Source organism: Neobacillus sp. GCM10023253 (assembly GCF_042653105.1).
GTDB classification, from domain to species: domain Bacteria; phylum Bacillota; class Bacilli; order Bacillales; family Cytobacillaceae; genus Neobacillus; species Neobacillus citreus.
This window is the reverse complement of sequence record NZ_JBHSHV010000027.1, coordinates 195,790-209,683: the sequence shown is the minus strand read 5'-3', so window position 1 is coordinate 209,683 and position 13,894 is coordinate 195,790. Positions and strand designations below refer to the sequence as shown.

General features: G+C 46.5%; 16 protein-coding genes. All 16 read right to left on the bottom strand.

Annotated features, from left to right (window positions below; translation table 11 throughout):
- Window positions 1-40 precede the first annotated feature (40 nt).
- Window positions 41-1,552: a F0F1 ATP synthase subunit alpha gene (gene atpA, locus ACFPA1_RS24550; protein WP_378586606.1), complete on the bottom strand. Its 1,512-nt coding sequence runs from the start codon at window positions 1,550-1,552 to the stop codon at window positions 41-43.
- Between the two features lie 16 nt (window positions 1,553-1,568).
- Window positions 1,569-2,105, bottom strand: coding sequence for a F0F1 ATP synthase subunit delta (locus ACFPA1_RS24545; RefSeq protein ID WP_213117136.1), 537 nt, complete (start codon window positions 2,103-2,105; stop codon window positions 1,569-1,571).
- Window positions 2,102-2,632: a F0F1 ATP synthase subunit B gene (locus ACFPA1_RS24540; RefSeq protein WP_378586603.1), complete on the bottom strand. Its 531-nt coding sequence runs from the start codon at window positions 2,630-2,632 to the stop codon at window positions 2,102-2,104. The genes ACFPA1_RS24545 and ACFPA1_RS24540 overlap by 4 nt, the downstream gene beginning before the upstream one ends.
- Window positions 2,633-2,740: 108 nt before the next feature.
- Window positions 2,741-2,953, bottom strand: coding sequence for a F0F1 ATP synthase subunit C (gene atpE, locus ACFPA1_RS24535; protein ID WP_027323467.1), 213 nt, complete (start codon window positions 2,951-2,953; stop codon window positions 2,741-2,743).
- A gap of 56 nt (window positions 2,954-3,009) precedes the next feature.
- Complete coding sequence (gene atpB, locus ACFPA1_RS24530) at window positions 3,010-3,723, bottom strand: F0F1 ATP synthase subunit A (protein WP_213117134.1); 714 nt, start codon at window positions 3,721-3,723, stop codon at window positions 3,010-3,012.
- Between the two features lie 21 nt (window positions 3,724-3,744).
- Complete coding sequence (locus ACFPA1_RS24525; protein WP_213147975.1) at window positions 3,745-4,119, bottom strand: ATP synthase subunit I; 375 nt, start codon at window positions 4,117-4,119, stop codon at window positions 3,745-3,747.
- Window positions 4,120-4,121: 2 nt separating this feature from the next.
- Window positions 4,122-4,346 carry an AtpZ/AtpI family protein gene (locus tag ACFPA1_RS24520; protein WP_378586938.1) on the bottom strand — a complete coding sequence of 75 codons (225 nt, stop codon included), beginning with the start codon at window positions 4,344-4,346 and terminating at the stop codon, window positions 4,122-4,124.
- A gap of 359 nt (window positions 4,347-4,705) precedes the next feature.
- Window positions 4,706-7,036 (bottom strand): S8 family serine peptidase, encoded by a 2,331-nt coding sequence (locus ACFPA1_RS24515; protein ID WP_378586598.1) that lies wholly within the window; start codon window positions 7,034-7,036, stop codon window positions 4,706-4,708.
- Window positions 7,037-7,309: 273 nt separating this feature from the next.
- Window positions 7,310-7,939: a uracil phosphoribosyltransferase gene (upp, locus tag ACFPA1_RS24510; RefSeq protein WP_213117131.1), complete on the bottom strand. Its 630-nt coding sequence runs from the start codon at window positions 7,937-7,939 to the stop codon at window positions 7,310-7,312.
- A gap of 159 nt (window positions 7,940-8,098) precedes the next feature.
- On the bottom strand, window positions 8,099-9,340 hold the full coding sequence (gene glyA, locus ACFPA1_RS24505; RefSeq protein WP_378586595.1) for a serine hydroxymethyltransferase: 1,242 nt from the start codon (window positions 9,338-9,340) through the stop codon (window positions 8,099-8,101).
- 175 nt (window positions 9,341-9,515) lie between these two features.
- Window positions 9,516-10,082: a TIGR01440 family protein gene (locus ACFPA1_RS24500; protein WP_378586593.1), complete on the bottom strand. Its 567-nt coding sequence runs from the start codon at window positions 10,080-10,082 to the stop codon at window positions 9,516-9,518.
- 114 nt (window positions 10,083-10,196) lie between these two features.
- Window positions 10,197-10,643, bottom strand: coding sequence for a ribose 5-phosphate isomerase B (rpiB, locus tag ACFPA1_RS24495; protein WP_213147971.1), 447 nt, complete (start codon window positions 10,641-10,643; stop codon window positions 10,197-10,199).
- Window positions 10,644-10,882: 239 nt separating this feature from the next.
- Complete coding sequence (locus ACFPA1_RS24490; protein WP_378586590.1) at window positions 10,883-11,323, bottom strand: low molecular weight protein arginine phosphatase; 441 nt, start codon at window positions 11,321-11,323, stop codon at window positions 10,883-10,885.
- Between the two features lie 71 nt (window positions 11,324-11,394).
- Window positions 11,395-11,952 (bottom strand): manganese efflux pump MntP family protein, encoded by a 558-nt coding sequence (locus ACFPA1_RS24485; protein WP_213147969.1) that lies wholly within the window; start codon window positions 11,950-11,952, stop codon window positions 11,395-11,397.
- 144 nt (window positions 11,953-12,096) lie between these two features.
- A complete protein-coding gene (locus ACFPA1_RS24480) occupies window positions 12,097-13,140 on the bottom strand; it encodes an L-threonylcarbamoyladenylate synthase (protein WP_213147968.1) in 1,044 nt (347 codons plus the stop codon).
- Window positions 13,141-13,326: 186 nt separating this feature from the next.
- Window positions 13,327-13,773, bottom strand: coding sequence for a GNAT family N-acetyltransferase (locus ACFPA1_RS24475; RefSeq protein ID WP_378586586.1), 447 nt, complete (start codon window positions 13,771-13,773; stop codon window positions 13,327-13,329).
- Window positions 13,774-13,894 lie beyond the last annotated feature (121 nt).

The following is a 13,894-nucleotide window of genomic DNA, read 5'->3' as shown; positions in this document are numbered from 1 at the left end:
CCGGGCCCAAAACCATCGCCGCCGTTCAAATTGCTAGACCTTATTGTTCAGAAGAAGCAAACGTCTTTTTGAAGGCGTTGATTGCTTCAGCCATATCATCGTCTTTAGGAAGATCCTTCGTAGTCGTGATGTGGTCTAACAGATCTTTACGGTTGTGGTCTAACCAGCTATGGAATTCTCCTTCAAAACGGCGAATATCCTGTACTGGAATATCATCAAGGAAACCGCGAGTTAATGCATAAAGAATCATAACTTGCTTTTCAACAGATAGCGGCTTATTAAGATCCTGCTTTAGAACCTCAACTGTACGCGCACCACGGTTAAGCTTTGCTTGAGTTGCCTTATCAAGGTCAGAACCGAACTGAGCAAATGCTTCTAATTCACGGTAGGATGCAAGGTCAAGACGCAATGTACCGGCAACCTTCTTCATTGCCTTGATTTGCGCAGAACCCCCTACACGGGAAACGGAAAGACCTGCGTTGATCGCTGGACGTACGCCAGAGAAGAAAAGGTCGGATTGTAAGAAAATCTGTCCATCAGTGATGGAGATAACGTTTGTTGGAATATAAGCAGAAACGTCACCTGCTTGTGTTTCAATAAATGGCAATGCTGTGATCGAACCAGCGCCAAGCTCATCATTTAATTTTGCAGCGCGCTCTAGTAAGCGTGAGTGTAAGTAGAATACATCCCCTGGATATGCTTCACGGCCTGGAGGACGGCGAAGTAACAAGGAAAGCTCACGATATGCAGATGCCTGCTTTGTTAAATCATCATATACGATTAATACGTGCTTACCGTTGAACATAAATTCTTCACCCATTGCAACCCCTGCATATGGTGCTAAGAATAGCATTGGAGCAGGCTGTGATGCAGATGCAGAAACAACGATAGTGTATTCTAATGCGCCATTTTTACGAAGTGATTCAACGGCGTTACGTACTGTTGATTCTTTTTGTCCAATCGCAACATAGATACAGATCATGTTTTGACCTTTTTGGTTGATGATCGTATCGATTGCAACGGATGTTTTACCTGTTTGACGGTCACCGATGATTAACTCACGCTGTCCGCGTCCGATTGGCACTAGTGCGTCAATCGCTTTAATACCAGTTTGCAGTGGCTCATGAACGGATTTACGAGCCATAACGCCTGTTGCTACTTGCTCAACTGGGCGGGTTTTTTTTGCATTGATTGGACCCATGCCATCGATTGGTTGTCCTAATGAGTTAACTACACGTCCAATTAGTTCCTCACCAACCGGAACCTCCATGATGCGTCCTGTACGGCGAACCTCGTCACCTTCTTTGATGTCAGTGAAAGGTCCTAAAATAATGATACCGACGTTATTCTCTTCAAGGTTTTGCGACATACCCATAACGCCGTTTGAGAATTCAACAAGTTCTCCGGCCATGACATTGTCAAGACCATGGACACGTGCGATACCGTCACCAACGGAGATAACAGTACCAACATCGGTCACTTGAATTTCTGCCTGATAGTTTTCAATCTGCTTCTTTATCAGGGCACTGATTTCTTCAGCTTTGATGCTCATGAGTTTCACCCCTTATCTACGATAACAATTTACGTTCTAAACGGCTTAGCTTGCCGCGTAATGATCCATCATATATACGGTTTCCGATGCGAAGCATAACGCCTCCGAGCAAATCGGAATCCACGATATTTTCAATTCGTAATGATTTCTTCCCAATCTTAGCTGCAAATGTCGCAGAAATAGCTTCACGCTCCGCGTCTGAAAGCGGGCGGATGCTGGTCACTTCCGCTTCGGCAATGCCGAGTTCATCATTTGTCAACTCCGTGAATTGATTCACAACTTCCACGATTTCGCCTTCACGATGACGTTCGATTAGGATCAATACTGTATTTAAGACATATTGATTAACAGATGTAAAAGCGTTTTTCACAATCTCTTTTTTCTTTTCAATAGGAAGCTTCGAAGATTTGAGAACAGCTTTTAAATCAGGATTGTATTGTAAAACTTCCTTGACTACACGAAGTTCTTCTTCTACTGTACTTAGAATCTGCTGTTCCTTTGCAATTTGAAAAAGAGCCGACGCGTAGCGTTTTGCTACTAGTTGGTTGCTCATCGCCCTTCTCCTGCCTCTTTGATATATTCGTTAATAAGCGCATCTTGGTCCGCTTGAGATAATTCTCTTTCAATTACTTTAGAAGCAATTAACACAGACAATGAAGCCACTTGTTCGCGAATAGCGGCAACAGCTTTTTCTTTCTGTTGTTCGATTTCAAGCTTGGCAGAATCCTTTTGGCGTTCCGCTTCTTGTCGGGCCGCTGCGATGATTTCCTCACGCTGGATATCGCCTTGCTTTTTCGCACTTTCAATTAAGCTCTGTGCTTCTGCACGGGCTTCTTTTAAAAGATTTCTTTGTTCTTCTAAAAGCTTCTTCGCTTCTCCGCGGCTTTCTTCAGCTGCGTTGATTTCACTTGCAATATGCTCTTCGCGCTGTTTCATGATGCCCATTAATGGACCCCACGCAAACTTTTTCAGCAATGCCAAGAGGACAATAAACACGATCAGTTGGAAGAAGATATCTCCATAATTAACGTGGCCGCCCGCTTGCTCGGCTGCACCTAATACTAAACTGCTTGTTAACACCCTGGGTTCACTCCTTTCAAGAGTTGCTCACACTAGAAATGCATAAACGAACATAAATGAATGGCGAAGTTAGATGAAAGTCTCTTCGCCATCTGGAGTTTTTTAATTTTATCGGTTTAAGACCATGAACGCGATAACAACGCCGATGATCGGTAATGCTTCTACTAACGCAACCCCGATGAACATTGTAGTTTGTAGTAAACCACGTGCTTCTGGCTGACGAGCGATACCTTCAACTGTACGTCCTACGATAAGACCGTTACCAATACCTGCGCCTACTGCTGCTAGACCAATTGCAATTGCTGCTGCTATAAGATTCATTATTTTGTTCCTCCTTAAAATGTATAAATATGTTTTATTTTTTATAAAAAATTATATTAATGGTCATGACTCACTTTGTGTGCCATATAAACCATCGTTAACATAGTAAAGATGTACGCTTGGATGGATCCGACGAAGATCGAGAAGCCTTGCCATACAAGTGTAAGCGGAATGGCGGCGATTGTGCCGGCGATTCCTTGGTGTGCTAATCCCGCTGCCAAGAGCGATAGAAGCAATTCACCAGCGTAAATGTTACCGTAAAGACGCAGACCAAGCGTCAATGTGTTCGCAAATTCCTCGATAATCTTTAACGGGAATAAGAATTTCATTGGAGTGAAGAAGCCTTCTCCATATCCTTTTGCGCCCTTTAGCTTGACGCCGTAATAATGGGTAAGACCCAAAATCATGACCGCTAGGGTTAACGTAATAATCGGGTCAGCTGTCGGTGATTTCCACCAAAGCTTATCGTCAACGACGATTGCGAAAGGAAGACCCAGCATATTTGATACAAAAATATACATGATTAATGTAATCCCCAGGATGTGGAATCGCCCGCCTTCTTTCCAATCCATTGTGCTGTTGATGATGCCTTTTACAAAGTCCATCACCCATTCCATAAAGTTTTGCATCCCCGTAGGTTTCATTGCCAGCTTGCGGGTTGCTAATACGGCAATAAGAAATACAATTGCACTTGCAATTGTGATCATAAGAACGTTTGCCCCGTTAAACCAGAGACCAAACAATTCAAACTCAGGAGCCCCATGATGCATATAAACTCACCTCGCTTCCCTTCACTTTTGAGCATGCAGAGCATGATAAAAATAATCTATCATAATGACAATATAGGCTGTCATTAGTCCCAAAACAACACTAACTATTTGAAAATAATCAGGGTATTCTAACGCAATCATTACCGCTATTGCCGAGATCGCCATTCTTTGCAGCGAGCCCAATGATTTGACCTTTTTCCCTGCCGAAACGGCTTTGTCGAATTTCTCTGTCTTTCTCACTAACATCCAAAGCATAATGAAGCTAAAGCATGTCCCAAGGATCAACCCAAGGAAAGTCGTTTTGTATGTAGTGAAGCCCCAGCCAAGAACATAGATGGACAACAAGTAAAACATCCATTTTCTCTGCCTGTTGTACATTTCTCTGAAATCTGGCATGGTTATTTATCTCCTGAATAGAAATGGCGGATTGAGACAAGCATAGAATAAACCCCTGCCGCAAGACCCAGGAGCAGTCCGATTATTAAGAATATTGGTTCTGTACCCCACTTTCCGTCCAGCCACCTTCCGGCAAAAATGCCAATCAGGATGGAGCCGACCAACTGGGAAACAATTGCAGACATTAAAGCCATGGCTTGAAAAGGATTGCGGTTCTTTTGCATAATAAAATCATCCTCACTGCGTAGAGAATGAAAAACAAAAGGTGATTATGATAAATCATGCGCGGGATTTTGTCAAATTAAATTTTGATGAAAACCCTACCATGCACACCCTTTGTTAGCATACAATAGGCACCATGCATTGTCAATGAATTTACGTGAATTATTCCACAAACAATTTCCCAATTTTTTTGTGATTTGGAAGTGAAAGTCAACACTCTTATTGTATTGTAATTTTTGAAGTTTTTTTGGCTATTTTGTGTCCATTTTGTGAACATTTATTTCTGACTTTTTAAATAATTTCCCAAAGGTTAGGCGGAATTGCGGGCGGCATTCTCACTTCGTTTACCGCCCTAATTTTTGTCTTAATTTTTATAAATAGAAATCATCGTTTCAATAAAATCCTCTTTGCCCGCCTTTTTGGCGAAGACTTTGGCTCGGTAAGTCCCTTCGTATGGAAGGTCTTCAGCTTTGAAGGCTTTACGGATCAGTCCCTTCTTTACATCGGTGCTTGTGTCAAGAAAGCCGACAAAGCGGTAATCGTCAGGGTTGAATAAGGCGATTCCAAATTCCTCCGCTCCCCCCGGTACGTAGACCTCATACTGGTAAGTGCCCGGCTCATCTCCTTCTGCAAAATCAAAGCCCATAATCCTTGGGTATCCCGGCTCCTCAAGAACATACAAAAACGGGATATGAATGGACTGGCTCCCAGCATGTAAGGTTAGAAAACCATCGTGAATTTTACCTTTAAAAATCTGCGGGTCGACGGCGAGCTCCACAGTAATGTCTTTTGTTTCTTTCGGCTCCAGGGTGAATGCGAGCGGGAAACGCCACTCGAGGCCATCGATGTGCTGCGGGATGTCAAACGTGTAGCGTTTTGGACTGTCGCAGATATTTTCGACTTTTAATTGGGCTTTATGAACATTTTTCAGGCTGCTAAACTTTCCGAACCGTATGCTCCCCGGCATGACTAGCGAGTCCGTCTGGATCGCATCATCGACCTGGATGCGGCCGGCCCCCTGCTCGTATGTGCGGTAATAGGGTCCGGGGGTAAGCTTGGTTTTGTTTTGGTTCTTGCCGATTGGACCGATTTCGATTGGTTTCCGGGTTGTCCCCGGGCCCATGCTGCTACTTGGCTCACCGGGTTCCTTGGCCAGCGGTTTTGCGGTATTCATCAGCGCCGACTTAATCTGCTCCGGCGTCCAATCCGGATGGGCCTGCTTGATCAGTGCACAGGCGCCGGCTACATGCGGTGCGGCCATGCTCGTCCCCTGCAGGCTCAAGTAGCCGCCAGGAATCGTCGAATTGATGGCCACCCCCGGGGCAACGAGGTCCGGTTTGATATCCCATGTATCCGTGACCGGCCCCCTGGAGCTGAAGTCAGCAAGCCGGTCAATTTCTTCATTTATTTTGAGTCTTGCCGTCACACTGGTGTTTTTCAGTTTTTTTCGTAAAAATTCCCCCTCGCTTTTGGTAATCGACCCGATCGGTATAGCAGCGGGCGCATCGAGATTGCCGATGAAGGTGCCCTTGAGATTGTTAGCGACTACCACCGCCTTAGCCCCCGCCTCATGGGCATTTTTTGCTTTTTCCGAAAAAGTCAATTCGCCACGCTTCATTAGAACGATTTTCCCCTGAACATTCTCGAGTTCGTTGGGTTGGCCGATGCCGCCGTCGACGATTGGGAGCGTCCGGTCAAGCGCCCAATTCCCCGACCCCTCCATTGGCTGGACCCGGAGCGGATTTTGCATTCCTTCTATTAATAGTTGGGGAATTTCCATGGTAGGCGTCGAGGCGCCTACCGAAATTGCTTTTGCGGATGTTCCCGGTGAACCGACCGTCCATACATTCGGTCCAGAATTGCCCGATGCAGCGACGGCGACGATCCCATTCTCGACAGCACGGTCGAGCGCCTGACTGATTGGCAGGTCTGGACCGTTAATACTGTTGCCAAGCGAGAGGTTCATAATGTCGACCTTGTCTTTGATGGCCTGGTCAATCGCAGCCAGCACTTGCTCGGTCGTTCCCCCGCCGCCCGGACCAAGCGCGCGGTACGCAACAATTTTTGCCTCGGGGGCCACGCCTTTGATTTTTCCATTGGCGGCAATGATGCCGGCGACATGGGTACCGTGGATGGTCGCCCGGCCTTGCGTGAGTGTTTCCATCGGGTCTTGGTCGTTATCAACAAGGTCATGGCCGCCCGCATAATTCCGAGCGAGGTCTGGATGGGTGTAGTCCACCCCGGTATCGATGACCCCGACCGTCACACCTCGGCCGGTCAGACGTTCATTCTTCTTTGAAAAAAAACCGCGCACCGCCTCACCGCCAATGATTTTCACGCTTTCCTCAGTTTCGACCCGATACTCTGTTACCGGGGAGACATGCTGGATAGAGGTGAGCTGGCTGTTCCGGGTCTGGTCTTCGGTTAGCCTGGCGATGGCGTTTGGCGGCCCTTGTATCGAGAAACCGTCAATGGCTTTCTCATACACGCGGCGCAGCTTGATATCCTTATAGGGTGCGAGCAGCTGCTTGATTTCCTGTTCTGTTTTCGGATGGTTGAGCATGACGATGGCGACGGTATCTTTTGTTGATTTTTGGATTGGGGGATGGATTAGGATTTTCGGTATGGCCGGGATGCCGGTGGTCCCAACATTAATAGTTCCGAACGTGAGGAGCAGTGCGAGTACCAATTTCATGTGAAAATCCCCCTTTTTTCCATATCGTTTTCTTTGGAAGGGGAAAGTATGCAGGTTTATATGAGGGGTTGGCGAGTAAATTTGTTATTTTGGCGAGTAAAAGTAAAAAGTTGGCGAGTAAATCCTAAATTTAGACGAGTAAACTGGACATAGTGACGAGTAAAACAAAAAAAGGTAACTCCCAAATACCCAATAGGGTAACAAACCAACAATTTCCCAGAAAAAAAAGCCGGGCAGCACCCGACTTTTTAAAAAATTACCTTATTTTTAGAATTATTTCGTCCCAAACAACCGGTCTCCAGCATCACCAAGTCCTGGTACGATGTAGCCATGGTCGTTCAGCTTTTCGTCAAGGGCAGCGATGTAAATGTCGACGTCAGGGTGCGCCTCTTTCAAAGCTTCAACGCCTTCTGGTGCGGCAATCAAACACATAAATTTGATATTTTTGGCTCCCCGCTTTTTCAGGCCATGAATCGCTTCAACGGCTGAGCCGCCAGTTGCGAGCATCGGGTCAACTACGATGAAGTCGCGCTCTTCGACATCACTTGGAAGCTTGACGTAATATTCAACCGGCTTTAGCGTTTCCGGATCGCGGTATAGACCGATATGGCCCACTTTTGCAGCCGGGATTAATTTCAAGATTCCGTCCACCATGCCAATACCAGCGCGTAAAATTGGCACAAGGCCGATTTTTTTACCAGAAAGAATTTTCGATTTTGCCGGACACACAGGTGTTTCGATGTTAGTTTCTTCAAGCGGCATGTCTCTTGTGATTTCAAACGCCATCAAGGTTGCCACTTCGTCGACCAACTCTCGGAATTCCTTTGTTCCTGTATGTTTATCACGTATGTAAGTAAGCTTGTGCTGAATGAGTGGATGGTCAAAAACATATACCTTTGCCACAGCGATCGCCCCTTTTTTAAAGATTTAATTTTTGCAGTCGTCTCATTTTACAGAAAAAAAAGCCCGCGAGCAACTCGCAGACTGATGTTAGATTTTTCTGAAACAAAAGGACGGTTCTTCTGCCTCACAAAAGTGAGGCATGAGAACCGTCCCCATGCATCAATATTCAGGGTAAAGGGTAAATTTGCTTGTTAATGCGTCAACTTGTTTGCGCGCTTCTTCAAGCTTTGCTTCGTCTTCGTGATTTTTCAACGTGAAGGCGATGATGGAAGCAATTTCGTCCATGTCTTCTAGCCCGAAGCCGCGGCTTGTTACAGCAGCAGTACCAATGCGGACGCCGCTAGTGACGAACGGGCTGTTCTGGTCGAATGGAATGGTGTTTTTGTTAACAGTAATGCCGACTTCGTCAAGCACTTTTTCAGCTACTTTCCCGGTTAAACCAAGGCTTGTCACATCGACAAGCATTAAGTGGTTGTCCGTACCGCCGGAAACAAGCTTCAAACCTTCTTTTTGCAGGCTTTCTGCTAAACGCTGAGCGTTCGCCACGATTTGACGAGCATAATCTTTAAAGCTGTCCTGAAGCGCTTCGCCAAAAGCAACAGCTTTTGCAGCGATAACGTGCATAAGCGGACCGCCTTGGATTCCAGGGAAGATCGACTTATCGATTTTCTTGCCCCATTCCTCAGAGGTTAGAATCATCCCGCCGCGTGGACCGCGAAGGGTTTTATGAGTAGTAGTTGTTACGAAATCAGCATATGGCACTGGGTTTTGGTGCAGACCTGCCGCAACAAGACCGGCGATGTGCGCCATGTCGACCATTAGGTACGCGCCAACTTCATCAGCAATCTCACGGAACTTCGCAAAATCAATTTCGCGAGGATACGCGCTGGCACCGGCAACAATCATTTTTGGCTTATGCTCAAGAGCTTTCGCACGAACATCAGCATAATCGATGCGGTGCGTTTCTTTGTCGACACCATAATCAACGAAGTTATATTGAACACCACTGAAGTTAACTGGGCTTCCGTGTGTTAAGTGGCCGCCATGGGATAAGTTCATGCCAAGCACTGTGTCACCTTGCTGAAGGACGGTGAAGTAAACGGCCATGTTTGCCTGTGCACCAGAGTGCGGCTGAACGTTGACATATTCTGCTCCAAAAATTTTCTTGGCGCGCTCGCGAGCTAAATCCTCAACAACATCAACATATTCGCAGCCGCCATAGTAACGGCGTCCAGGGTAGCCTTCTGCGTATTTATTCGTTAAAACGGAGCCTTGGGCTTCCATTACTGCTTCACTGACAAAGTTTTCGGAGGCAATCAGTTCAATTTTAGAACGTTGACGGCCTAATTCTTGCTGGATTGCTTGAAAAACCTGTTCATCGGCTTTAGGTAAATGGTTCATGATTCATTCCCCCTCATATGTAAATAAAAGACGTTAGAAAATTCCCTCTTTATTGTAACATGTTTTTTTATTATGTAAACACGTAAGATTTCATTTTTGTCATTTTTATCGTTCGTGTTTCATATAACAAATAAGTTACTCTACAACTTAATCGTTCGTGTTTAGTCAAATATTTCTAACTGCAGCTTGAATTAGCGTCGGTCCGTTCGTAAACCGCGCGGGCCCCGCCGATAAGTTTTGGTCTTGTTTTAGCCATTGTCACATGGGCATGTCCCAGGAACTTCTGTTTAACACGGACGGGGACGGCAACATGTTTCAGGTGCATGCCGATCAGGGTGCTGCCAATGTCAATGCCTGCCTCCGCCTTTACAAACTCGACCACAACGGCGTCGTTCATTTTTTCAAAAGCAAATGTTGCCATCGCTCCGCCTGCCTTCCGGACCGGGACGACCGAAACCTCTTCGAAGCCTCGCACGAAGGCAACCGACCGTTCCACCACGAGTGCCCGGTTCAAGTGCTCGCAGCATTGAAAGGCTAGGTGAACTCCGGTTTCGGTTTGGAATTTTTGCATTTGGCGAAAAATCATTTCGGCTACTTCAATCGTTCCAGCCGTTCCGATGCGCTCGCCGATAACCTCGCTTGTGCTGCAGCCGATCACGAGAAGCTGCCCCGGACTCAAGGATGCCTGCTCCTTAAATTCCGTTAAAATTGCTTCAAGTTCGTTCTCCCATTGCTGAATCATACCCATTGACCTCCCATCATTCATGTTCCAAGTGTCCTGGCCCCGCCACTTTAATATTTTACTCTCTTGGGGGACCTGTCCCCAGCCACTCCGCTGCTTAATCCGATGTGGTATCTATTGTTGTTTCTCCTCATAATCCGTGATTTTACCGACGCGGTTGGCGTGACGTCCGCCTTCGAATTCGCCAGTGAGCCATATTTGGGCAATATCACGGGCCAGTCCAGGACCGATGACGCGTTCGCCCATCGCCAAGATGTTGCTGTCATTGTGGGCACGTGTTGCTTTTGCACTAAAGGTATCGTGCACAAGTGCACAACGTACACCTCTCACCTTGTTAGCGGCAATGCTCATGCCAATGCCTGTCCCACAAATTAAAATCCCGCGGTCAAACTCGCCGCTCGCTACCTTTTCCGCTACAGGCAGGGCATAATCCGGATAATCAACAGACGACTCACATTCGCAGCCAAAATCCACATACTCAATCTTTAATTCCTCAAGCAAGCTGGCAATTTCCTTACGAATATTCATGCCGCCATGGTCAGACGCTAAAGCCACTCTCATCTCAAAAATCCCCCTATTCATAACATCAATCTGTACTTAATTTTGACATACAGCCTTAAAAATATAAAGCAAGAACACCGCAACTAAATCAAATAATGAAAGACCCTCCAAAAAACAATAGAATTAACTGAATGAAAAATTGTGTCCATTCGATCCGAACAAAACGTCAATTTGTACACGTGCGGCGTCTAACACCTTCCATAGAAAAAGGCCAAGAGTAAGACACTCCTGACCTTTTTCTATGGCTTTATCTTTTCAATCGCTTTGTCAATCAGCTTTTCGAGTTCTTGGTAGGTTTCTTCATAGATAGCAAGGCTGCCGCCGTACGGATCGGTAACGTCGTGGTCGAAATCTTCGCCGGTAAATTCCTTTAATGTAAACACTTTTTCAATCGCCTTTGGGTATTGCTGCTGGATGGCGAACTTATGCGAGGTTGTCATGGTTAAAATCAAATCCGCCCAGTCGACCTCATCACTGGACAGCAAGGTGGAGCGGTGATTTTGCGTAATCTTGTTGTTCGCGAGCACCTCTTTTGCGTTCGCCGAGGCATCGTTTCCGCTTGCGGCATAAATTCCGGCGGACTTGACCTCGATTCCGTCCAGCTGTTTATTTTTTAAAATGGCCTCCGCCATCGGACTCCTGCAGGTATTTCCTGTACAAACAAATAATATCCGCTGCATATGTACGCCCCCTTCCCCACCTATTATAGAACAATTTTCCACATTCAAACCGTTGTTTTTCTAAAAATTTCTTATAAAAACACAGCCATCAGCTTAATGCCGAACGCCAGTAAAATCGCTCCCCCAAGCGCCTCGCTGTAGGCACCGAGCCAGCCCCGGACTTTTTTGCCCAAAAGCAGGCCTGCCCATGTCAGCACGGTGGCCATAACACCGAAACAGATCAGGACCAAAACAGTTTTTGCCCCATAAATCCCCAGCGTCAAACCGACGGAAAAGCTGTCCAGACTTACGCTCAACGCAAAAAACAAAAGGCCAAAGCCGACCGGGGTAATCACCTTTTCATCATCGTCCTTCAGGCTCGACCAAATCATCTGCATCCCTAAAAGGATTAACAGCAGGCCGCCGATAAAGGAGGCCAGCGCTCCAAATTTTTCTGATAAAAACCTTCCAGCCGTCATGCCAGCTAGCGGCATCAACACATGAAAGATTCCAATGACAATTCCTATTTCAAATATTTTTCGAAGCCGCAATTTGTACATCCCCATGCCAAGGCCGACTGAGAAAGCATCCATTCCTAGAGCCGCTGCCATCAACATGAGTGTGATAATTTCCCCAACCATTTCAGACATTCTGACTTCTCCCCCTTGGACTAACTATTTCAGCATATGCACGTCCAAATCGGTTTAGAAGCCAAGCTGGGAAATTAGCGGAAAGCCCTTTTTAAAAAAAGACCAGCCCTCCATTTAAGGAGAACTGGTCTAGGTGGTTATTTTTTATTCCTTGATCACTTTATTCCCGGCCGCTTTTTCCAACCGGTTCATAATGGCATATCCCACGCCTTCATACGGGAACATTTCGCTGAAAATCACATCGACCTGCTGCTCATTGAATCGACGCAAAACATCGTAAAGCGCAGCTGCGACGGTCTCGAGTTCAGCGCGTCTTCCACAGGTGAGGACGACATCGGCTTCGTACTCGTCCGCATGCTCCTCTGTCGTCAGCACCCCGACACGCAAACCTTCCGCACGTTTTTCGGCAGCAAGCCCCTGCAAAAATCCCCGGGTGCCTGACACCAAATAGAGCGGAGCATTTGGCGCGTAGTGGCGGTACTTCATACCCGGCGCCTTCGGTTTTGCCGCTTCATTTGTTAAAGCCGGGTCGATATGGACTTCGCCCACCACGGCCTCAAGCTGCTCCTTGGTCACCCCGCCTGGCCGTAGGATTACTGGTACTGTTTCCGTACAGTCGATGACAGTTGATTCAACACCGACTCCGGTCGGACCTCCGTCCACCACGCCGGCAATTTTTCCTTCAAGATCATCCAGCACATGCCCGGCCGTAGTCGGGCTCGGTTTCCCTGAGGAGTTCGCACTCGGTGCAGCAATCGGCAGCCCGCTCACTTTGAGCAACGCCAGTGCCACCGGGTGGTCCGGCATCCGCACTCCAACCGTCCCGAGACCCGCTGATGCTTTTTCCGAAAGCACGCCTTCCTTCATTTTAAAAATAATCGTCAGCGGCCCAGGCCAAAACTTATCCATTAGGATGGCCGCCTTCTCAGGAACCTCTGCCACAAAGCGGTTCAACTGTTCCTGTTCAGCAATGTGGATAATCAGGGGATTATCCGCAGGCCTCCCCTTGGCTGCAAAAATTTTCGCCACAGCCTCGTCATTCTCGGCATTCCCGGCCAACCCATAAACCGTCTCCGTCGGCATCGCAACAACTTCATTTTCCTTTAAAAAATGTGCAGCATCCACAATATGTGGATTACTTTCTAAATTATCCACATACTTATCCACTTTCCAAACTTTTGTGTTCATGTTATCCACCTTCAAAACCTATCTCGTTTTTTATCGAATTTTGACGAATTTCGGCGTATAAACTCATATTTTTCGCATGATACGTTTGAAAGTATAAAAGAAGGCAGACCTAAACACAAGTGATATCCACAAATTGTGCATAACTCACCCGAAAAAGTGGATAACTTTGGCGGTATATCCACAATATTATATCGTTAGTCTCAAAAACAACGAGTTATCCACATTTAAAACGTGTCGAATGTGCTCAGATTGATAAAACCCGACCGGCAGTTCCCCGCGCCCAATCTTTTCAAACCCCATCAGTTCAAAAAGCGGCAACGCCGCCCCCTTATTTGTGGCCAAAAATAAACTTTCCATTTCCTTTTCTTTAGCGAGCTTCACCATTTGGTCAAACAGAACGAAGATTTCCTTTTCAGCTTGCCCCGCCGTGACCACTAGCGAGCGCAGCAACCCAAACTGTTCACAAACCTCCATTCCAAGTGATCCGACCAGCTCTCCCTGCTCGTCCTCTAGCAACAAAAACCATTCTATTGTTTCTTCGCTGAGTCCATCCGTCCCTAGATTAGCCCTCGTAAGAAAGCCTTTCAGCCTGTCCAAATCCCCTTTAGTAGCCTTGCGAATCAACGTCTGCATCCCATCCACCCCATTTTTTTAGATTCTACTCTATGAATATGAAAAAATAGAAAAAGTAGAACAGGTTGGGGCTATTTCTAGCATATTTTTTGAACATTCGGACCTAGGTGAGAGAGTGTAT